We start from the raw sequence: 21,794 nt of genomic DNA on the forward strand, positions 1-21,794 counted from the left end.
CAAAGCAGCGGGCGGCCCGCAGAATGCAACAATTCTTGACGGAGTATCCCATGCTGTCCCAACTTCTTAGCAGTCTTCGCGCCCGTCTCTTGACATCGTCCACGCTGGCGCAAGAGACCACCCGCGATGGTCAAACCCTTATAAACAACTTTTTCCAGAGCACTGTGGTGGATGACACCCCGGCTTTTGTGCTGGCTAATGATTTTTCGCGCCTGTTGAACTTTGGCGAAATCATCACAAACAACGCTGTTGCTGCAGTGCAGGCGCAAGGTCAGGACGTCGACATCTTTAACTTTCGGTCCGGTCGGATCGAAGCCAATAACGGTCCAGATGCGCTTGCAACAGGCGTTCAGGTCACTGGAAGCGCATCGATCAGAAACTTTGGCGAGATTGTAGGCGAGTTCAACGGCGTTCAGTTTGCGGGGGCTGAAAGCTCGGGCAGTCTGGATAACTTCCGCGGCGGTGTGATCAGTTCTGACAGTCGTGCTGTCGACATTCAGGGTCAAGGTATCGATGTTCGTAACTTTGGTGACATCATCGGTACAGGTGATCAGCGCAACGGAACGATTTACACCAATTCGACTGCGGAAGACATTTCGATCTCGAACTTTTCGGGCGGTACGATTGACGCAGGCGAAGGCAACCAAGGTGCAGGGGTTTCTCTGCAGGTCGGAGATGAAATTGGTGACCGTGTCGAAACCGATATCTTGAATGGTTTTGGTGCAACAATCCAAGGTCGCGGTCAGGCGGCTTCAAACACGTCGCTGGCCGGCGACGGCGTGCGCATCGATGACGGTGCCGAGGGAGCCATCCTAGAAACCGAGATCGTTAACAGCGGGGTCATCTCGACCGAAAGCGATCAGGGTACGGCAGCAGGTCTGCGCATCGCTGATGGCGCCAATACCGAAGGTGAGATCCTAAACACCTCGACCGGTGTGATCGAAGGGCCGCGCAACGGTCTGTACATCGGAGATGGCGAACATGATCTGGACGTTCTGAACTTTGGAACCATCCAGTCCGGCAGCCGCGCTGTGAACATCGATGGTTCCGGTGTTGATCTGATCAATGGTGGCGACATTCTGGGCACCGGAGATCAGCGCAATGGTACAGTCTACGCTGATGACACTGCACGCGACTATTCGATCCAAAACCTTGCATCGGGTACTATTGACGCGGGCGAACACAATGATGGCGCGGGCGTTTCGTTGTCACTTGCCGTCGAAGGTAATGGCGACGTTTCGATCACCAACGACGGCACGATCGCGGGTCGGGGCAATGCAGGTGCAGCTTTGGGCACAGCTGGCGACGGTATCCGTCTGGAGGGTGTCCGCCAGGAGGGCGGCGGCTTTGGCCCGGCCCTCTTTGAAGGTACCATCACAAACACCGGTACGGTGTCGTCCGAAGGTGCAAACGGAACGGTCGGTGCATTCCGCGCCGTGAACAACGTCAACTTCCGTGGCCAGCTGATCAACGAAGAAACCGGCGTTTTCGCAGGCGGCCAGAACGGTGTGTACTTTGGCACCGGTGATCACACAGGCGGCTCGTTCGTCAACCGCGGCACTGTGACTTCGGACAGCCGTGCGGTGAATATCGACGGGATCGGTCTGGATGTTGTCAACGAAGGCGAAATCCTTGGCACTGGCGATCAGCGCAACGGCACCGTCTATGCCGATGGCACTGCTGACAACTACAGCTTCACCAACTCGGGTCTGGTCGATGCAGGCGAAGGCAATAACGGTTCCGCCGTTTCGTTGCAAACCGGCGACGATTCGGGGGACATCGTGTCCGCTGCAGTCATCAACGAAGGTACGCTGCAAGGTCGTGGAGATGCGCTGGAAGGCAACCAGGTCGGTGACGGTCTGCGCCTGTTCACCAGCCAGGACGACGCCTCTTTCGCGGGTGTTGTGGTCAACGAAGGTCTGATCGCCGGTTCCGAGGACTCGGACGCCGCAGCAGGTATCCGCGTTGATGGCGGCCTGAACCTGGTTGGCGCGATCCTGAACGAAGGCGAAATCCGCGGCACGGTCAATGCGATCGACGCATCGGATGCAGGCTTCGTGACCATCGTCAACGACGACGAAGGCGTGATCAACGGCAACGTTCTGCTGAGCGACGGCGACGACATCTTTGTCGACCTGGGCACCACCAACGGTGATATCTCGGGCGGCGCAGGAGATGACGTTCTGATCGCAGGCGACGCAGACAACGTCATCACCGGCGGTCTGGGCAATGACTTCATCGACGGTGGCGAAGGTATCGACACAGCCGATTTCTCGGATCTGGATGTCGCGGTCGAAGTCAGCCTGGATGCAAACGGCAATGGCACTGCCACACGTGACACCGGCTTTAACGTCACCGTCACCGACGCGGTTGTTGCAGCGCCGGATCAGTTCGGATCGTCCATCACCAACGGCGCCGAGTTCGTGGAGCAGGCAGTCCAGGGCAACCTGTACTACAACATCCACACGTCGGACTTCCCGGCTGGTGAAATTCGCGGGCAACTGCTGGTTGACAGCGATGTAACTGTCGAAGGCATCCGCACAGTAACCCTAAGCGGTGGACTGGATGCTGCGCAGGAGCCTGATCCGCTGTCGGATAGTGAGGCGACCGGTCAGGCCACTTTGGTCGTGACCCAGAACCTGTTGACCGGCGAGGTTTCGTATTCCAGCGAACTCAGCGTTACCGGCCTGAACGAAGCAGACTTGCAAACGCCGATCCCGGGTGTTGTCTCGGCCATCCATCTGCACAATGCGCCTGCCGGTCAGAACGGCCCGGTGGTGCAGGACACGTTGGTTGACGCAGGCGCCACACTGGATACCGAAGCCACAGGTGGCACCGGTGTTATTGGTGAAGATGTCATCGACAACCAAATCGAAGTGGACATCCTGCGCTCGATCGAACGGGTTGTTGGATCGGATGACAGCGACACAATCGACGTCTCAGGTTCTGACGGTGTAACCGTTGATCTGGACTTGAGCGGTCCTGCGCCGAATGCGGCTGGAAATGGTGACGAAGGCCCGCAGGATGGCGCCATCATCCAGAACGGTCAGATTGTCGCTGAAATTGACGATTTCGAAAATGTCGTGGGCTCGGACGGGGATGACCTGATCCTTGGTAACAATGAGTTCAACATCCTCGATGGTGGTGCCGGTAACGATGCGATCCATTCCTTTGGTGGTGCTGATATCATCATCGGTGGCGAAGGGATTGACACCGCATTGTTCACCGCAGGGCCGGGCGTTGTTCTGGATCTGGACGAGGACGGCAATGGCGTGGCGCAAGTCAACGCACCCGATGGCGCGCTGATTGATCAGGTGTTCGGCTTCGAAAACATCAACGGGTCGAACAATGCGGGCAGCCCGAATGGTGGCAATGACATCCTGTCGGGCAATTCGGGGTCCAACACTCTGAATGGGCAGGCTGGCGATGACGTCCTGAACGGTGAGGGTGGCGACGACATCCTGATCGGCGGCGCTGGCAATGACACTTTCGTCTTCGAGGGTAACTTCGGTAACGACGTCATTCAGGACTTTGAAGTCGGTCTGGATCAGCTTCAGTTCGGAGACTTTGGGCCTGACTTTGGCGGCAGCGTCGGCGTTGCTCAGGATGGTGATGATGCCGTGATCACCTTCGGCAATGAAGGCTCGGCCCGCCTTGTCGGTATCAATAGCGCCGATCTGAACGACGACGACTTTGTCGCGTAACTGACCAACAGCGGGGCGGCTACGTGCTGCCCCGTTTTTCAAACCGGAAAGGGTCAAGGAAATGTTCAAGCAAGCCAATCCCGTCAAAACTGCCTGGGGGTCACTGCGCAAGGGCTTTGTCGCTGTCGCCTTCTTCAGCCTGTTCCTGAACTTGCTAATGCTGGCCGGGCCACTTTACATGCTTCAGGTCTATGACCGCGTTCTGACAAGCCAAAATGCCGACACCCTGATCGCACTCTCCGTGTTGCTGGCGGGTGTATTCGTCGTGATTGCGTGCCTTGATCTGATGCGGATGCGCATTCTGGGACGTTTGGCGGCCCGTTTTGAATTAAGCGTTGGCGCACCGGTTCTGAACGCAGCCATGCGTCGTCGGGTTCAGGGCGAAACTTCCAGTGGGGAAAACCTGGTCGAAGACGTCAACGGATTTCGTGAGTTTATTTCGGGCACCACCTTAACGGCCTTTTTCGATGCTCCATGGATCCCGATCTACTTGATGGTCCTGTACGTCTTGCATCCGCTTCTGGGCCTGTTGGGCCTGGTCGGAGCAGTTACTCTGACAATCATGGCGCTGATCAACAACGCCCGTGCGCGTGGTCCGATGGAGCAAGCATCGCAGGCCCGAGGTCGCTCGGACGCTCTGTTCGACACAAGCGACCGGAATGCGGAACTGGTTCATGCGCTGGGAATGAAGGGCGATTTGGTTCGCCGCTGGACTGCTTTGCAATCGGACGCGCACCGTTACAAAACAAGCGCAGCGGATCGTGTAGCAAGCTTTTCGGTGGTGTCCAAGACCGTTCGTATGGGTCTGCAATCGGCCATTTTGGGTTTGGGTGCCGCGTTGGCTATTTCGGGCGAGTCGACTGCGGGTGTCATGATCGCTGCGACTATTGTTCTGGCTCGAGCGTTGTCTCCCATTGACCAACTAATCGGCCAGTGGCGCACCTTCCTGGCCGCGCGCGGGTCGTATTCCAAGCTTAAGCAGTTGACCGAAGATTACGCTGATGCGCCACCGAACGTGATCCTGCCCCGAGCCTTCAAGACCCTGGACGTCAAGATCGCGCAGGCTGGCCCTCCGCGCGCTATCAATGCCAACATCCGCATTATCGATTTCAGCCTTAAAGCCGGGGATGTTCTGGCCATTATCGGCCACAGCGGATCTGGCAAAACCACCTTGGGCAAAATGCTTGCCGGTATCTGGTTTCCTCAACGCGGAGAGGTCTTGCTGGATGGAAGTCCGCTGTCGAAATGGAACGGGGAGGATTTGGGTAAACAGATCGGTTACTTGCCGCAGGATGTTGAGCTGTTTGACGGGACCATCCGTGAAAACATCGGGCGCTTTTCCACCGCGATAGACGATGCCGAAGTGCTGCGCGCGGCGCGTGAGGCCGGGGTCCACGAGATGATCAGCAGCTTGCCGGAAGGCTATGAAACACGCATCGGTCAAGGGTTTTTCCTGTCAGGCGGGCAACGTCAGCGTCTTGCTCTGGCCCGCGCCTTATACGGTGATCCGTTCGTTCTTGTGCTGGATGAGCCCAACTCGGACCTTGATGCCGATGGTGAGCAGGCTCTGCGCGATGCGCTGTTGGCGGCTCAAGCTCGTGGTGCCATCGCGATCGTCATGACCCACCGTCCGGCGACATTGCAGGCGGCAAACAAGGTCATGGTGCTGCGCAATGGGAACCAGACCCAGTTCGGCGAAAAAGACGATGTCATGAAGGTCAACCGCCGCAACGTTTTGAACACCCCGACGCAATCGGGCGCGGTCAAGCCGGTTGCCCACCCATCAAGTGAAACTCAGATCAGCGGAGCAGCCCAATGACCGACCTGGTGAAGTATTCCAAATCCAACACCGCGGTGTCCTTTCACGAGGCACAGCTGAAAGAGATCAATGAAACCTCGGCGGGCATCGGACGCTATGTTCTTTTCGGCCTGTTCACGCTGGCGGTTTTCGTCGGCGGCAGTGCCTATTGGGCGGTCGTGTCCAAGCTGGATGGCGCTGTGGTTGCCCCTGCCTCATTCGTGGTCGAAGGCGATCGCAAAACGGTCGAGCATCTGGACGGCGGCATCATCCGTTCGATCCTTGTGGCAGACGGAGAATTCGTGCAGCAAGGCCAACCTTTGGTTCAGTTAGACAGCACCGAGATCGACGTCGAACTAGGCGTGCAAATTAGCCAGTTGGGTGAGCTGTCTGTTCGCCGCGCGCGCCTACTGGCGCAAATGAGCGGGCAGGAGCAATTCGACGAAACCACTGCGATGTCGGCTTATCGGGACGGTATGGATCGCTTGCACTGGGTCTCGCCTTATCTGACACAAAAACAATTATTCGACGCCGAAGCGCGGGCTCGTCGGACCGAGGCGCAGATCAATGCTCAACGTATCTCGGCTCTGCGTAACCAGATTGCAGGGCTTGAGGAACAGCGTCGCAGTACAAAAAATCAGATCGACATTACCAATGTCGAGTTGGCGAACCTGCAAAAGCTATTGGACAAGGGTCTGGTCGCGGTCACGCGCGTCAGCGCACGCCAGATCGAGCTTGAGCGTCTAAACGGCGCAGATGCATCGTTGCGCACTCAGATTGCGCAGGCCGAAGACCAAATGCAGGAACTGGAATTGTCCCTGCTGAGTCAAAGGAAGCTGCGTGATGAGGTGATCGCCGGAGAGCTGGCCGTGGTTGAGGCGCAGCTTGATCTGGTCCGGCCTCAGTTCGCGGGAACGCTGACGCGGTTGCAACGTACTCAAGTTCTCGCCCCAACCAGTGGTCGGGTCGTAAACCTTGCGGTGTCCACCAATGGCGGCGTCATCCGTCCGGGTGAACCCATCATGGATATCGTTCCGGCGGATCAGAACCTGATCGTAGAAGCGCGGATCAAAACGGGTGATATCGACAAGCTCTATATCGGTCAGACCACCCGTATCCGTCTGTCCGCCTTTGCCCAAGCCGATGTGCCGGAGGCCAGTGGCGAGATCTTTGATATCTCGGCTGACGCGCTGGAAGACGACCGCACCGGCGAGGCGTACTACAAGGCGCGCGTCAAACTCGACGCCCGGCAGCCCATCGCTGTAACGGCGCTGGACCTCGTGCCGGGAATGCCCGCCGATCTGTTTGTGAACACAGGCGAACGAGCAGTGTTCACCTATCTGGCTCAACCTATCAGTGACCGTCTTGCGAAGACATTTATCGAGTAAGCCAGATCGCCCGCGCCTAATTTTTGGGCGCGGGCAACTCAATTGACCGGAATTTCGACAGAATGGATTTACATCCCACAAAGCGGGATTTTACCGTTTCAGGACATGATACAACGAATTGACTTAAGCCCGAGATGAAACGCCCGCTGCCTACACTGGTGTTTTCTGATTTGGATGGGACGCTACTGGACCACAACACCTATAGTTGGTCTGCCGCCAAGCCGGGATTGAAACGCCTTGCGGAGATAGGCACCGGTGTGGTTCTTGCCAGCAGTAAAACAGCGCAGGAAATCATCCCCCTACGGGACGCTATGGGACAGGCAGATATGCCTGCGATTGTGGAAAACGGCGCTGGAATACTTTGGCCGGGCGATCCTTATGAGGGTGAAGATGACTATCCGCGCTTGCGCGCCTTGCTGAAAAAGCTGCCTCAGGGATTTGTCGGCTTCGGCGATATGACGATCGATGAGGTTGCGCAGAAAACCGGGTTGAGTTCCCGACAAGCAAACTTGGCGCGCCAACGAAAGTTTAGCGAGCCCGGAGTTTGGACCGGTTCTGATGTGAACCTCGCAGAATTTCTGGAGGCGGCTCGTGCTCATGGGCTTTACGCTCGAAAAGGCGGGCGGTTTCTGACCATTTCCTTTGGTCAGACCAAAGCGGATGCGATGCGTGAAGTCGTGCGGCATTTGCATCCTGTCCGCACGATTGCGCTGGGTGATGCGCCCAATGATATCGAGATGATACAGGCCGCAGATCAGGGCGTCGTTGTCGCCAATCCGCACGGCCCTAACATACCACACTTCCCTGCGCCGATAGAAGCGCGGGTTCTCAGAACACAACAGAGTGGACCGCAAGGGTGGTCGGATGCGATCCTGACCCTGACGGCGGACCTTCGATAAGAACGGGGCATTTCATATGGCAGATTTCCATCAGAACGGAAACATCACGACGCTGCATAATTTGCGCAGCCGACCGGCCGGGCATCTGACGCATGAAATCTCGGTTTTTGCCGAGACCCGAAAAATCACGCTCATTCTGCCTTGCCTTTATTCCGAACTGGAAGGCCCTGCGCTGACCGGAATTCTAAATGAGCTGGCACAGGTGCCTTACCTCCACCGGATCATCATCGGACTGGATCAGGCGGATGAGGATCAATACCGCCGTGCCCGAACCTTCTTTGCCGATCTGCCGCAAAACCATGCGGTCATCTGGAATGACAGCCCCCGCCTGACCGCGCTGGAATCCCATCTGCGTGAAATGGGTCTGGCCCCGCAAGAGCCGGGCAAAGGCAAAAACGTTTGGTCCTGCATCGGTTATCTTCTGGCCTGCGCGGACAGTTCGGTGATGGCGATCCATGATTGCGATATCCTCACCTATAACCGCGAGATGTTGGACCGGCTCGTCTATCCGGTGGTCAACCCGACTTTTCCCTTTCAGATGGCCAAGGGGTTCTATCCCCGCGTCGGCAACGACAAGCTGAACGGCCGCGTCACGCGCCTGTTGGTCAGCCCGCTGCTGATCGCGCTGAAAAAGGTCATTGGCGACCGGGATTACCTCGATTACTTGCGCAGTTTCCGTTATCCGCTGTCAGGCGAATTCGCCATCCGCACCCCTACCCTGCCCGACCTGCGTATCCCGTCGGATTGGGGGCTTGAGATCGGCGTGTTGTCCGAGGCGTGGCGCAATCTGGCCCCGAAATCCGTCTGCCAAGTCGAAATTGCCGATAACTATGACCACAAGCATCAGGACTTATCACCCGAGGACGCAAATCGGGGGTTGTCGCGTATGTCCACGGATATCTGCAAGGCGATCTTCCGCAAATTGGCCGCTGACGGCACGGTGTTCACGCCTAACACCTTCCGCACACTCAAGGCGACCTATTACCGGTCGGCGCTGGATCTGCTCGAGGGTTACTATACTGACGCCAAGATGAACGGGCTGGAACTGGATCGTCACAAGGAAGAGAAATCCATCGAGCTGTTCGCCGAAAACATCATCCGTGCCGGGCAAATATTTCTGGACAACCCGCATGAGACACCCTTCATCCCCACGTGGAACCGCGTGCATTCAGCCGACCCCGAGTTTCTGCTTCGCCTGAAAGCCGCCGTTTCTGACGATCTGGACGAATTCAGCCCGCGTTCGTGATCCAGCGGCACTGATATGGCGCCAGAACAATATCCGGGCCGTTGGTGGCAAGGATTTCGCCCGTCAATGCGTCAGTCCAGACCTCTTCGGCGATCATGTTGATCTCGGCGGGGCTGACATGGACCTGCTCGGCCGAGACATTGTGCAGCGCAAATATCGACTGGCTGCGATCCAGACTCTGCCGCCATATGCCAAAGACGCGATCATCTAGCCGCAGAGTAAACTGCGTGGCGTTAGGGTGAAACGCCGGTTGCTGCGACCGCAGGCGCAGACGTTTGGACAGCTCCGACAACACCAGCGCCTGATTTGACCCCGGATCGGCCAGACGGGTCAACAAATCGGGATAGTGCCAGCGATGCCTGTTGATCGCCCGTTTCATGCCGCGCCGTTCGACCGCCTCGTGATCATTCGGCGTGGCCAACAGGGAATGAATGTAGAAGGCCGGTATCCCCTCTAGCGACATCACGATGGTCTGCGAGCAGATGAACCGCGCCAGATGGTATTGATCGGGGCCATGAAATGTCTCGGTCATGGCTTCAAAATAACCGCAGTTCAGCTCGTAGGGTTCTTCCCGCCCGTCCGGTAGTGCGCGCATCGAGACCAGACCTCCGATCCTACGGACCGTGTCGATCATGCGGTCTTTTTCGTCCGGCGGCAGCAATCCCTCGGCAGGGCGCATCCCGATACCGTCATGAGATGCGGTGAAGTTCAGATATGCGCAACCTAATTGCGCCGGGGGCATGGCGGCCTGCCATTCGCGTAGAAATTGCGCTGTGCCTGATTGCAGCGCGTGCAGGATCAACGGTGGCAGAGGGAAGTTGTAAACCGCGTGCGCCTCGTTCCGGTTGCCAAAATAACTAAGGTTCTCGGTCCGGGGTACATTGGTTTCCGTCAACAGAACCAGCGTTTCGGTCGCATAGTCGCACAGCAGCCGCAGCAGCTGCACGATGGCATGGGTTTGAGGCAGGTGAATACAGTTTGTTCCAATTTCCTTCCAAACAAAAGCAACCGCATCAAGGCGCAGAATACGAACGCCTTTGTCGATGTGCAGTCGTATGATCCGCAGCATTTCGATCAGAACTGCGGGATTTGAGAAATCCAGGTCGACCTGATCGTGGGAAAATGTGCACCAGACGTATTTCTCACCTGCGCTGGTCTCGACTTGCCGCAGCAAGGGCGTGGTGCGCGGCCTGACAACCTGCGACAGGTCGTCTTCGGGAGAGGCCTCAAAGAAAAACCGATCGTGTGGCGCTTTGCCCTGCAAGTAGTTTGTGAACCAACTGCCCTGACTGGACACATGGTTCAGGACCAGATCGGACATCAGATGAAAATCATTGGCTATGCGCGTGATATCGGGCCAATCCCCAAGCTGAGTACTGACGCTGTAGTAGTCTGAGACTGCAAAACCGTCATCGGAGGTGAATGGAAAAAACGGCAGGATATGCACACCGTTGACCACCCCACTTAGGTGTCGCACTAAAAAGTCGTGCAGCAGGTCAAGGGGCTTGTGGACCTGATCTTCGATCGAGTTGCCATAGGTGATCAAGACGCTGTCTTTTTCCGACCACAACTTGTTCCCCGGCTTGCGACCTTGTCTGCGTTTGTGCGTTTGCGACGGCCAAAATGCGTGTGTGATCTGCTCGGCGAGCGCGACCTGATCGTGATCCGGATAAATCCGGTCGAGCAACTCGCCCAACCGGCGCGAAAAACTGTTAGAGTCACTGGTCAATGGTCGAATACCCTTAGCTTGCTGTGATCAAGGGTTCTTCAGAACGCACAACCTGTCAAATCTAAGGACGGCGCTGTGCAGGATGTTGAAACAAGTGCTTAAATTTTGGTCAGTTCAGGTTGTGCCCGGTCGTCAAGCACCGTACCGCGCCATGAACATGTCGACTGCTTGCGAAGCTATTTCATCAATTTCGTCTTGTGAGAAGCTTGTCTGAATACCAAAGGCCGACAATGTCCAAATCCGCACCTTGCACAATTCCGAGAATTGTTCGGCAGCAAGTTGAACATCGTCAATAAGCAGTTCCCCTTTGTCTACCGCTTTTTGCAGATATTCGGCGATGTGGCCGGTGCCGTGTTTTGGTCCCGCCTCGTAGAATGCCTCGCCCAGTTCTGGGAACCTGTCGCGTTCGGCCACGCAAATGCGAAAAACCTGCTGCGCAAAATCTGAGACCAAGAAGGCCGTCAGTTGTTTGGCCGTGATCATCATGACCTCGCGTGCTGGCAGTGAATCGTCGACCAGGGACACCACATGCTCCGCCATACGTGTGCATTCGGTCTGGGCAACTTCCATGAACAAAAGGCGTTTGTCGGGGAAGTAACTATAAAGTGTTGCCTTCGAGACGCCGGCAACGCGGGCGATGTCATCAACGCTCGCACCTTCGAAACCATCGGCCATGAAGACTTCTCGCGCGCCTTTCAGAACCTGATCGAATTTGCGACCTGTGCGCAGAATGGCTGCGGTTTCAGACATGCTCTCTCCCAACAGTATATGCAGGAGTTTATAAACCGGTCAGTTCAGATACAACGATTCGCACCAAAGCAATTCTGAACGCGCAATCTAATATTGTAATTTCGCCAGTCAGGCTGTCGAATATCGGACCTTGCGATGGGGCTTGTCGCGCGATCAATCCGTGCTAACACTTCCGGCATGGTCGATATTTTTCTGCGCACGCTTCCTTTCTTTGCGATCATCGGCCTTGGATATTGGGCGGGTCGTACCCGGTTCTTCACCGAGGAAGCGACGGCTTATCTGACTAAATTCGTGTTCTATTTTGCACTGTCGGCCATGTTGTTCCGCTTTGCTGCAACGCTGCCCTTTGCCGAAATATTCAACCCCAGGCTTGTTGTCGGGTATCTCGCGGGAACAGTAGTGGTTTATCTGCTGGCAACGCTTGTCGCCTGGTTCCGAGGGCTGGACGTGCCGACCGCAGCGGTCGAAGCACAGTGCGCAGCCATCGGCAATGTCGGTTTCCTTGGCTTGCCTATGCTGGCCCTTCTTTTCACAGAAGCTGCAATTGGCCCCGTGATGCTGGTTCTGACGGTTGATCTGGTGGTGTTTTCGTCATTGATCGTGATCCTGATCAACGGGGGCAGAGACGGACGGCTCACCCCAGCCACTTTCAAACTGATTGGGTTGGGCCTGGTAAAAAACCCGATGATCGTCTCGATTTCGGCGGGGATGCTTTGGTCCGCGTTTCAGATGCCTGTTCCCGCGCCGCTTAATGATTTTCTCACGATCCTTGGGGGGGCTGCTACGCCCGGCGCTCTGTTCGCTATCGGAGCCTCGCTGGCCAGCAAGTCGGCTGAGCGCGTGCATGTGGCCGGTTGGCTGAGTTTCTGCAAACTTGTCATCCATCCGGCATGTGTGGCCATTGCGTTGCTTTGGATATTTCCCATCGCGCCCTTCCCCGCTGCTGTCGCGATTGCGGCGGCCGCGCTGCCGGTCGCTGGGAACGTCTATATGCTTGCGGCGCATTACAACGTTGCGCCACATCGGGCGTCGGCCGCGATCTTGCTGTCAACTGCAGCCAGTATCCTGACTGTGCCATTGGTGATCGCTTGGGTCGGAACGCCCTGATCTTCACCTTTTTAAAAATGCCAGCAGTATTGACCACCGCACTTTACGAGCCGTGTTGGGAACGTTAGCCATGGCGCAAACCTAACGTAAGGACAAAAGCCAGATGGAAACCGTTTCGGAAAACACCTGCTTCGGAGGCGTTCAGGGCGTCTACCGCCATGCCTCGACTGCCTGCCAATGTGACATGACCTTTGGACTGTTCCTGCCGGCCGAGGCCAAGGACGGCCCCGTCCCGGTCCTCTGGTATCTTTCGGGCCTGACCTGCACCCATGAAAACGCCATGAACAAAGCGGGCGCGCAAGCCTGGGCGGCGGAACAGGGCATCGCAGTGGTGTTCCCCGATACCTCGCCCCGTGGTGAAGGCGTGGCTGATCACGAGGACTACGATCTGGGTCAAGGTGCGGGCTTTTACGTGAACGCGACCCAGACCCCCTGGGCACCACATTTCAACATGTGGGATTACGTGGCCGAGGAGCTGCCCGCCCTGCTGGCCGAGAACTTTGCCATCGACATGGATCGTCAGGCCATCACTGGCCATTCGATGGGCGGCCACGGCGCGCTGACGCTGGCGATGAACCTGCCGGGGCGCTATCGCTCGGTCTCGGCCTTTGCGCCGATCTCGAACCCAACGGGGGCCGATTGGGGCCGCAAGCAGCTGAGCGCCTATCTGGGTGAGGATGAGGCCGCATGGGCCAAACATGACGCCTCGCTTATGATGAAGGAAAAGGGCTTTGACGGCCCCGTCCTGATTGACACCGGTGCTAGCGATCAGTTCATCGACCTGTTGCGCCCCGAGGCGCTGGCGCAGGCGATTGCAGAGCGTCGCCAACAGGCAACCTATCGCCTACAGCCGGGCTATGACCATTCGTATTTCTTTGTGTCGACCTTCATGGAAGATCACATCACCTTCCACGCCGAGGCGCTGTACGGGGACTAACGCATGAGCGATTACGATTACGACCTGATCATCATCGGGTCTGGCCCCTCAGGGCGGGCGGCCGCGATTCAGGCAGGCAAACTGCAAAGACGCGTATTGGTGATCGACCGCAAGGATAGGCTGGGCGGAGTGTCGGTACATACTGGCACCATCCCGTCAAAGACCCTGCGGGAAACGGTGCTGAACCTATCAGGCTGGCGCGAGCGCAGCTTTTACGGCCGGTCGTATCGGGTAAAAGATCAGATCCGGGCCGAGGACCTGAAGGCGCGCCTGCATATGACGCTGGACCACGAAGTTGACGTTCTGGAGCATCAGTTCAACCGCAACCATGTGGAAACGCTGAACGGTCTGGCCAAATTCACCGGCCCGCATGAAGTTGAGGTTGCCACTGACGCGGGCGAAACCTCTCGCCTGACTGCCGCCAAGTTCCTGATCGCCACTGGCACCAAGACCTACCGGCCCGATTACGTGCCCTTCAACGGTAAAACCGTGGTCGACGGCGATGATTTCCTTGAGATGGCCGAGATCCCTCGGTCGCTCTGCGTGATCGGCGCGGGCGTGATCGGGGTGGAATATGCCACCATGTTCTCGGCGCTGGATGTGCGGGTCACGCTGATCGAACCGCGCGAGACATTTCTGGACTTTATCGACAGCCGGTTGATCCATGATTTCACCCATCAAATCCGCGAAAACGGTGTGGATTTACGTCTGGGCTCGGCGGTCGAAAAGATTGAGGATGCCGGAGGTCATGTGGAAGTCACGCTGGACAACGGACGCCACGTGCGGGCAGAGATGCTGTTGTTCGCCGCCGGTCGCATGGGCGCGACCTCGGCCCTGAACCTGTCGGCTGTGGGGCTGGAGACCGACCACCGCAACCGGATCAACGTGGATCGCAAGACCTATCAAACCGCTGTGCCGCATATCTATGCCACAGGAGACGTGATTGGGCACCCCTCGCTGGCGTCAACGTCTTTGCAACAAGGTCGCGTCGCCGCGTGCCACGCGTTGGAGACCCCGACCCTGCCGGAAAGCCCGTGGTATCCCTATGGCATCTATTCGGTGCCCGAAATCTCGACCTGCGGCATGTCCGAGGAAGAGCTGCAGGAGCGCGGCATCCCCTATGAGGTCGGCGTGGCGCGGTTCCGCGAAACCTCGCGCGGGCATATCATGGGGCTGGAACACGGGATGCTAAAAATGTTGTTCTCGCTCAAGACCCGCCGGGTTCTTGGGGTTCAAATCGTCGGCGAAGGCGCGACCGAGTTGATCCACATTGCGCAGGCCGTGCTGAACCTGAAGGGCACCGTGGACTATTTCGTGCAGAACACGTTCAACTATCCGACGCTGGCCGAAGCCTACAAGATCGCCGGATTGGATGCGTTCAACCGGATGCCGATCCCCGAGGAATTCAAGGTCAAGAAAAAGCCCGCCGCGAAACAGGCGAAGAAGGCGTGACGACGCTCTATGTCGACGGCGACGCCTGCCCGGTGAAAGCAGAGGCCGAGCGGGTCGCCACCCGCCACAAAGTGCCGATGGCGCTGGTGTCCAATGGCGGGCTGCGGCCGTCGGCCAACCCGTTGGTGCAGGTCGTAATCGTCTCTGAGGGCGCGGATGAGGCGGATAAATGGATCGCCGAACGCTGTGGGGTTGGGGATGTGGTGGTGACGTCCGACATCCCCTTGGCCGCGAAATGCGTTGAGGCTGGCGCGCGGGTGCTGCGCCCCAATGGTGAGGCGTTCACGGCGGCCAACATAGGCCAGCAACTGGCGATGCGCGATCTGATGGCCGATCTGCGCGCAGCCAACCCGTTGGGCGCGGGCGGCGGTGGCAAACCGTTCAGCAAGGCCGACCGGTCGCGGTTTCTGGATGCGTTGGAACGGGAACTGAGGGCGGCGCTGCGGGCGTAACCCTCCCGCCGGTTGTCAGCGCATCAAAGATGCGCATCCTCCCGTTGGGCCAGGCAGCGCGTTCCGCGCTGCGGTTTCGCCTTGTAAATTGCGTTGGGGGTTGGTTCAGTCGGTGCAATCACAGATTGATTTGACAGGGGCGCATCATGCCGATTGAAGCCGTGGTCTTCGACATAGGAAATGTTTTGATCGAGTGGCAACCGGAGCGGTATTACGACAAGACCATTGGCGAGGATCGCCGTCGCGCCATGTTTGCCGAAGTGGACCTGCACGGCATGAACGATCTTGTCGATCAGGGGCATCATTTCACGGACACGATCTATGACTGGGCCGAGAAATACCCGGAATGGCGCGATGAGATCCGTATGTGGCATGACAAATGGATCGAACTGGCGGCCCCTGAAATTCCGCACTCGGTCCGGCTGCAGCGGGCGTTGCGGGCAAAAGGTGTTCCGGTCTTTGCGCTGACCAATTTTGGGGTGCAGAATTTTGACTATGCCACCACGGTTTATCCGTTTCTGAACGAATTTGACCGGCAGTATGTCTCGGGGCGGATGAAGGCGGTCAAACCTCATGCGCCGATCTATGAAATGGTCGAGGCCGATTGCGGTTTGCCACCTGCATCGCTGCTGTTCGCTGATGACCGGCTGGAAAATCTCGAAACAGCACGCGCGCGTGGCTGGCAGACGCATCATTTCGATGGGCCTCAGGGTTGGGCCGACCGGCTGGTGGCTGAAGGATTACTCGACTCGGAAGAGGCGCTCTAGCTCAGGCGGCGACTGCACTGCGGTTTTCGCGGATCGGTAGGTGGACGATGGCGCTGAACGCGCCGATGGCGACGCCGATCCACCACACCATCGTGTAATCTCCGTAAACGTCGTACATGCGCCCGCCCAGCCAGACACCCAGAAAGCTACCAAGCTGATGGCTGAAGAAGATGATGCCATAAAGCGTGCCCATGTAACGCAGCCCATAAAGATGCGCGACCAACCCCGAGGTCAGGGGCACCGTTGCCAGCCACAGCGACCCCATCACCAGCGAAAAGACGATGACCGAGATCGGTGTGATAGGAAAGATGATGAACCCCGCCGCCGCGAATGTGCGCGCGGTGTAGACCCCTGCCAGCAGGTATTTCTTGGGAAAGTGGTTGCCCGCCCAACCGGCCAGCAACGTTCCGCCGATATTGGCCAGACCGATCAGTGAGATCGAGATGGCCCCTAGCGCGGATGTCGAGGTGATGCCGACCGAATGGAGGACGCCGCCAGGCTGAATGGGGCCACACATCTCGGTCACAAAGGCGGGGAAATGGGCAGTGACAAAGCCCAATTGATAACCGCAGCTGAAAAAACCCATAAATATCAGCGCATAAGACGGATCACGAAAGGCCCGCCCTACGATCTGGCCCATGCTTTCTTCCAGTTGCGCGCGTGTGGCGGGTTGCGGCGCGCGCATGAAGGGTAAGGTCAGCACAAGGGCCAAAATCGCCACGGCAAAGACGATGAATACCTGTTGCCAGGGCAGAAAGCTCAGCATCCACTCGGCAGCGGGCGCGCCCAGTACCTGTCCGAAACTGCCCGCTGCCGTGACGATGGCCAGCGACATCGAACGGTTTTCGTCTGACGAGGCCCTGCCTACGACGGCCAGAACCACGCCAAATCCGGTGCCTGCGATGCCAAACCCCACCAACCACGCATAGGTCTGATGTTCAAACGGGGTCACGGACCAGGCAGACAAGACCATCCCAGCCGCATAGGTCAGCGCACCCAGCACGATCGCGCGCCTGTCACCCACTTTTTCGGCAATTGCGCCAAAAATCGGTTGGCCGATGCCCCAGGCCAGGTTCTGGATGGCAATGGCCATCGAGAAATCGGTACGCAGCCAGCCGAACTCCTCGGCAATGGGGATCTGAAACACGCCGAACGAGGCGCGCACGGCAAAGCTGACCGTGATGATGATGCAGCCCACGATCAGGATCGGATTAAAAAGACGCGCAGAGTGGGGCATTCAGACCTCGAAGTTGCTTTTGCCCGAACGCTAGAGGTTTTTCGCCACCGGTCAAATCAGCAGATTTGCCGGTTGAGTTAAGGAAATTTGATGCGTCAGGAAAATGCCCGCTTTTCAAGCGGCAACCCGGCGGGTAAGGCTCGGGCCTATGACGGATTTGATTTCGCTGTACGAAGCACGCGTCGCCGATGGCACCCTGACGCGGGATGACGCGCAAGAGGCGGTGCTGCCCCATTTCGAACGCATCCGCGCGGCCCTGTCCGTGCCGGTCAAGCGGGGGTTTTTCCGCAAGGCCCCGCCCGCGCCGCAGGGGCTTTATCTGTGGGGTGGTGTCGGGCGCGGCAAGTCGATGCTGATGGATATGTTCGTAGACGCGCTGGACGATATCCCGGCGCGGCGGGTGCATTTTCACGCCTTCATGCAGGAAATCCACGCCGGGATGCATAAGGCGCGGCAGGAGGGCGTCGAGGATGCGCTGGCCCCGGTTGCGCAAGAGGTGATCAAGGCAGTGCGCCTGCTGGCCTTTGACGAGATGCAGATCACCGACATCACCGATGCGATGATCGTGGGGCGGTTGTTCGACCTACTGCATGCGGGAGGCGTTGTGGTCGTCACCACGTCGAACCGGCACCCGGATGATCTGTATAAGGACGGGCTGAACCGACAGCTATTTTTGCCCTTCATCGCGCATATCAAAGAGCAGTTGCAGGTGTGGGAGCTGGTCTCTCCCACCGATTATCGTCAGAACCGGCTGGAGGGCGTTCCGGTCTACTTCACGCCAATTGGCCCCGAGGCACGGCAGAACGTGCGCAGTGTGTGGAATGACCTGTCGGGTGGGACGGCAGAACCGCTTGTGCTGCAGGTCAAAGGGCGTGCGGTTGAGTTACCGGCCTTCCGCAACGGCGTGGCGCGGGCTTCGTTTTATGATCTGTGCGGGCGGATGCTGGGCCCGGCAGATTATCTGGCCATTGCCGAAGAGTTGAAAGTGTTGGTGCTGGAGGATATCCCCCGCCTGTCGCGCAACAATTTCAACGAGGCCAAGCGGTTTGTGACGTTGATCGACGCGCTGTACGAGGCAAAGGTCCGGTTGATTTGCTCGGCTGCCGCAGAGCCCGAGATGCTATATGTCGAAGGCGAAGGAACGTTTGAATTTGAACGCACCGCGTCACGCCTGCGGGAGATGCAAGATCGGGACTGGGGGGAATAGGGGGCTCTGCCCCCGTCGCGCTGCGCGCGCCTCCCCCGAGGTATTTTTAGCCAGATGAAGCTACGCGGATTTGGTTCATCCGTTTTCGCGCAGGATGTGACCGGCCAGATAGAGTGAGCCACAGATCAGGACGCGGGCCTGCGGGTCTTTGGTGGTGATGGCTTTGAGGGCATCAGCGACGCTGTGTGCGGTGGTGGCTGGCAGGTTGACTTTGGCAGCAGCGGATGCGGTGTCTTCCGCGCTGAGTGTTGCGGCCTCACCGGGGATGGACACGGCGGTCAGGCTTTGGGCCTGTTGGGCCAGCGGGGCCAGATAGCCGGTGACGTCTTTAGTGTTGAGCATCCCGCAGATCATATGCGTGGGGCGTTGCGGCAGTTTCGCCAGCACATCGGCCAGAGCAATCCCGGCGGCGGCGTTGTGCCCTCCGTCCAACCACAGTTCGGCCTGGGCGGCGGCCTCGACCAGCGGACCTGTTTTCAGGCGCTGCATTCGTGCGGGCCATTCGGCACGGGTCACGGCAGCCTCATAGGCGTCATCGCCCATATTCAGGTGGCGCAGAACTGCGACTGCAGCGCCTGCATTCTGATTCTGGTGTGCGCCCAACAGGTTCGGCAGCGGCAAGTCGCGCAACCCGGTTTCGTCCTGATAGATCAGGCGTCCGTTTTCCTCATGGACATGCCAGTGTTGGCCGTGGATCAGCAGCGGAGCGCCCAGACGAGCGGCGGTGTACTCGATAACCTCGAGCGCCTCATCCTGCTGCGGCCCGACGATACAGGGCACGCCGGGTTTGATGATGCCTGCCTTTTCTGCGGCAATCTTGCCAAGCGTGTTGCCAAGGAACTGTTCGTGGTCAATGGACACGGGCGTGATCACCGTAACAGCGGGCTCATGTATCACGTTGGTGGCGTCCAGACGGCCACCCAAGCCCACCTCGAGCAATGTGTAGTCCGCTTGCGTTCTGGCAAAAGCCAGCAGGGCGGCGCAGGTCGTGATTTCGAAATAGGTGATGTTTTCGCCATTATTCGAGGCGTAGCATTCGTCCAGTACCTCGGTCAGAGCGGGTTCCGAAATCAACTGTCCGGCAAGACGGATGCGTTCATGAAAACGAGCCAAATGCGGTGAGGTATAGGCATGAGCCGATAGCCCTGCCCCTTCAAGACCGGCTCGGATCATCGCCTGTGTCGAGCCCTTGCCATTGGTGCCCGCGACATGGATCACCGGTGGCAGTTTGGTCTGCGGATTGTCCAGTGCGGCCAGCAAACGCCAGACGCGGTCCAAGGTCAGGTCAATGATCTTGGGGTGCAGCGCCATCATCTTGTCAAGGATGACGTCAGAAGAGGAGGATATCATTTTTCAGCCGAGGGTGCGGCCGCTTCGGCCTCTTGGGGTGTGGGTGCAGGCAGATCGCCTTTGACCGCGGGCGGCTGGTTCATCAGCATACGGGTGATGGTGATCAGTTCGTCGCGCATTTCGGTCCGCTTGGTCACACGGTCCAGCATTCCGTGATCCAGAAGGTATTCGGCCCGCTGGAACCCTTCGGGCAGTTTTTCACGAATAGTCTGCTCGATCACGCGGGGGCCGGCGAAACAGATCAGTGCGTTGGGCTCGGAAATATGTACGTCGCCCAGCATCGCATAAGACGCGGTCACACCCCCGGTAGTCGGGTGGGTAAGGACGACGATATAAGGCAGGTTCGCTTCTTTTAGCATCTCAACCGCGACCGTGGTGCGGGGCATCTGCATCAGGCTCAGGATGCCTTCCTGCATCCGCGCTCCACCGGCTGCAGAAAACAGGATCAGCGGGCGTTTCAGCTTTACCGCCTCTTGCGCGGCAGCGATGATGGCATTGCCAACGTACATGCCCATCGAACCGCCCATGAACGAGAAGTCCTGAGCAGCGGCAATGATCGGGGTTCGGCCAATTTCGCCAGCGGCGACCAGCATCGCCTCTTTTTCGCCGGTCTTTTTCTGCGCCGCCTTCATGCGATCAGGGTATTTTTTCTGATCGCGGAACTGAAGCGGATCATCCTTGGGGGCAGGTACGTCGACTTCGGTGAAAATGCCGCCATCAAAGAGATGCGCAAAGCGGTCGCGCGGGGTGATTGCCATGTGATGGTCGCACTGGGTGCAGACATTCTGGTTTTCTGCCAATTCGCGGTGAAACAACATGGTTCCGCATTCGTCGCACTTGTGCCAGAGATTTTCTGGCACTTCCCGGCGAGAGAAAATCGAGTTGATCCGGGGGCGGACGTAGTTTGTGATCCAGTTCATATCGGAACCTTGCTGATGCGGCTTTGACGTCAAATAAGACGCTACGGAAAGAAATGCAATCAACGCCTGAGTGCATTTCGTGCAGCGAGCCATCCGACAATCATCACAGCGAAATCCACAAGTAGCCACTGCCGCAGAACATCGGTATCCGACGTGTCGTATGGTAGCACGTAAAGCGCAAGACTGCTGAGGCTATCAGGCAGCGAGATAAACAATAACGCAATGATGTTATTAAAGAAGTGTAGCGCGATTGCGGGCCCCAATGTGCCTGCTCGGGCCGTTAGGTCCGCAGCCAAAACGCCAAACATGCAGGACCACAGCGCAATAAGACCAGCATTGGAACCTGCGGTTCCGGGTGCGTAGTGACCAGCTGCAAATAAAATGGACGGCACACCGATCCAAATAAGTGGCGACCTGAATCGCGCCGCCAAAGACTGTTGTATGTAACCGCGGAACAGGATCTCTTCAGCGCTGGTTTGAATCAGGACAGCTGCAAGCGACAAAGGTAAAAACATCAGCCATGTCGCAAGTGGTGTATTGGAGATCAACTCGGTGCCCATGTCGTAAGGTGGCAAAACGGCAACGACCGCTCCAAGCAAGAGCAAAGTTCTGAAAACGCGCCAGAATTGGACAAGGGTTTCCGGAAACGGGCCCAAGACCGATCGCAAGTTTCTGTGGTGTACTTGCCGTACGGCCAATCTTACTCCGACAGTCACGAATGCAAAGCTGGCCAGCAACACAAGCAGCGCGAATGGTGTCGATCCGGTCAAAAGCCCAGCGGCCCAAGCGGAGGATCCCACCCAAGCCGCGAAAGCGAAAATCAGAAGGTTCAATGCGATAACGACCGCCAC

17 protein-coding genes are annotated in these 21,794 nt (G+C 57.8%); 11 read left to right on the plus strand and 6 right to left on the minus strand.

The features are described from left to right. The first annotated feature begins 50 nt into the window (after positions 1–50). The 5 genes from ACR0DX_RS20225 to ACR0DX_RS20245 all read left to right on the plus strand — a co-directional run bounded on the left by ACR0DX_RS20225 (position 51) and on the right by ACR0DX_RS20245 (position 9,035). On the plus strand, positions 51–3,704 hold the full coding sequence (locus ACR0DX_RS20225) for a beta strand repeat-containing protein (protein ID WP_480847187.1): 3,654 nt from the start codon (positions 51–53) through the stop codon (positions 3,702–3,704). Positions 3,705–3,765: 61 nt separating this feature from the next. Next, positions 3,766–5,523, plus strand: coding sequence for a type I secretion system permease/ATPase (locus ACR0DX_RS20230; RefSeq protein ID WP_170527746.1), 1,758 nt, complete (start codon positions 3,766–3,768; stop codon positions 5,521–5,523). Then, on the plus strand, positions 5,520–6,890 hold the full coding sequence (locus tag ACR0DX_RS20235; protein ID WP_480847190.1) for an HlyD family type I secretion periplasmic adaptor subunit: 1,371 nt from the start codon (positions 5,520–5,522) through the stop codon (positions 6,888–6,890). The genes ACR0DX_RS20230 and ACR0DX_RS20235 overlap by 4 nt, the downstream gene beginning before the upstream one ends. A 134-nt stretch (positions 6,891–7,024) precedes the next feature. Further along, positions 7,025–7,789, plus strand: coding sequence for an HAD-IIB family hydrolase (locus ACR0DX_RS20240; protein ID WP_170356529.1), 765 nt, complete (start codon positions 7,025–7,027; stop codon positions 7,787–7,789). A gap of 16 nt (positions 7,790–7,805) precedes the next feature. Beyond that, entirely contained in the window at positions 7,806–9,035 is a 1,230-nt protein-coding gene (locus tag ACR0DX_RS20245) for a glycosyltransferase family protein (RefSeq protein WP_170356530.1), read from the plus strand. Here the strand turns inward: ACR0DX_RS20245 and ACR0DX_RS20250 are convergent. Both ACR0DX_RS20250 and ACR0DX_RS20255 read right to left on the minus strand, forming a co-directional pair. After that, a complete protein-coding gene (locus ACR0DX_RS20250; protein WP_170356531.1) occupies positions 9,019–10,764 on the minus strand; it encodes a sugar phosphorylase in 1,746 nt (581 codons plus the stop codon). The genes ACR0DX_RS20245 and ACR0DX_RS20250 overlap by 17 nt on opposite strands. A 132-nt stretch (positions 10,765–10,896) precedes the next feature. After that, a complete protein-coding gene (locus ACR0DX_RS20255; RefSeq protein ID WP_170356532.1) occupies positions 10,897–11,514 on the minus strand; it encodes a TetR/AcrR family transcriptional regulator in 618 nt (205 codons plus the stop codon). A 177-nt stretch (positions 11,515–11,691) separates the two neighbouring features. On the opposite strand from ACR0DX_RS20255, the gene ACR0DX_RS20260 reads away from it, so the two are divergent. The 5 genes from ACR0DX_RS20260 to ACR0DX_RS20280 all read left to right on the plus strand — a co-directional run bounded on the left by ACR0DX_RS20260 (position 11,692) and on the right by ACR0DX_RS20280 (position 16,229). Further along, positions 11,692–12,621 (plus strand): AEC family transporter, encoded by a 930-nt coding sequence (locus ACR0DX_RS20260; protein WP_170356533.1) that lies wholly within the window; start codon positions 11,692–11,694, stop codon positions 12,619–12,621. Positions 12,622–12,724: 103 nt separating this feature from the next. Beyond that, positions 12,725–13,558: an S-formylglutathione hydrolase gene (fghA, locus tag ACR0DX_RS20265; protein ID WP_170356534.1), complete on the plus strand. Its 834-nt coding sequence runs from the start codon at positions 12,725–12,727 to the stop codon at positions 13,556–13,558. A gap of 3 nt (positions 13,559–13,561) precedes the next feature. Further along, positions 13,562–15,010 carry a Si-specific NAD(P)(+) transhydrogenase gene (gene sthA, locus ACR0DX_RS20270; protein WP_170356535.1) on the plus strand — a complete coding sequence of 483 codons (1,449 nt, stop codon included), beginning with the start codon at positions 13,562–13,564 and terminating at the stop codon, positions 15,008–15,010. Further along, entirely contained in the window at positions 15,007–15,462 is a 456-nt protein-coding gene (locus ACR0DX_RS20275; RefSeq protein ID WP_170356536.1) for a YaiI/YqxD family protein, read from the plus strand. The genes sthA and ACR0DX_RS20275 overlap by 4 nt, the downstream gene beginning before the upstream one ends. A gap of 146 nt (positions 15,463–15,608) precedes the next feature. Then, a complete protein-coding gene (locus tag ACR0DX_RS20280; protein ID WP_170356537.1) occupies positions 15,609–16,229 on the plus strand; it encodes an HAD family hydrolase in 621 nt (206 codons plus the stop codon). Position 16,230: 1 nt separating this feature from the next. Here ACR0DX_RS20280 and ACR0DX_RS20285 read toward each other — a convergent pair whose 3' ends face one another. Further along, positions 16,231–17,466, minus strand: a complete 1,236-nt coding sequence (locus tag ACR0DX_RS20285) for an MFS transporter (RefSeq protein ID WP_170356538.1) — start codon at positions 17,464–17,466, stop codon at positions 16,231–16,233. Between the two features lie 148 nt (positions 17,467–17,614). On the opposite strand from ACR0DX_RS20285, the gene zapE reads away from it, so the two are divergent. Continuing rightward, complete coding sequence (zapE, locus tag ACR0DX_RS20290) at positions 17,615–18,673, plus strand: cell division protein ZapE (protein WP_170356539.1); 1,059 nt, start codon at positions 17,615–17,617, stop codon at positions 18,671–18,673. Positions 18,674–18,748: 75 nt separating this feature from the next. On the opposite strand, the gene ACR0DX_RS20295 is transcribed toward zapE, so the two are convergent. Genes ACR0DX_RS20295 through ACR0DX_RS20305 form a run of 3 tightly spaced genes read right to left on the minus strand, consistent with a single transcriptional unit; the run spans position 18,749 to position 21,503 of the window. Further along, a complete protein-coding gene (locus ACR0DX_RS20295; protein WP_170356540.1) occupies positions 18,749–20,023 on the minus strand; it encodes a bifunctional folylpolyglutamate synthase/dihydrofolate synthase in 1,275 nt (424 codons plus the stop codon). Beyond that, positions 20,020–20,943 carry an acetyl-CoA carboxylase, carboxyltransferase subunit beta gene (accD, locus tag ACR0DX_RS20300; RefSeq protein ID WP_170356541.1) on the minus strand — a complete coding sequence of 308 codons (924 nt, stop codon included), beginning with the start codon at positions 20,941–20,943 and terminating at the stop codon, positions 20,020–20,022. The genes ACR0DX_RS20295 and accD overlap by 4 nt, the downstream gene beginning before the upstream one ends. 59 nt (positions 20,944–21,002) lie before the next feature. Further along, positions 21,003–21,503, minus strand: a complete 501-nt coding sequence (locus ACR0DX_RS20305) for a CPBP family intramembrane glutamic endopeptidase (RefSeq protein WP_480847196.1) — start codon at positions 21,501–21,503, stop codon at positions 21,003–21,005. Positions 21,504–21,794 lie beyond the last annotated feature (291 nt).

The organism is Ruegeria sp. D3 (assembly GCF_056534465.1).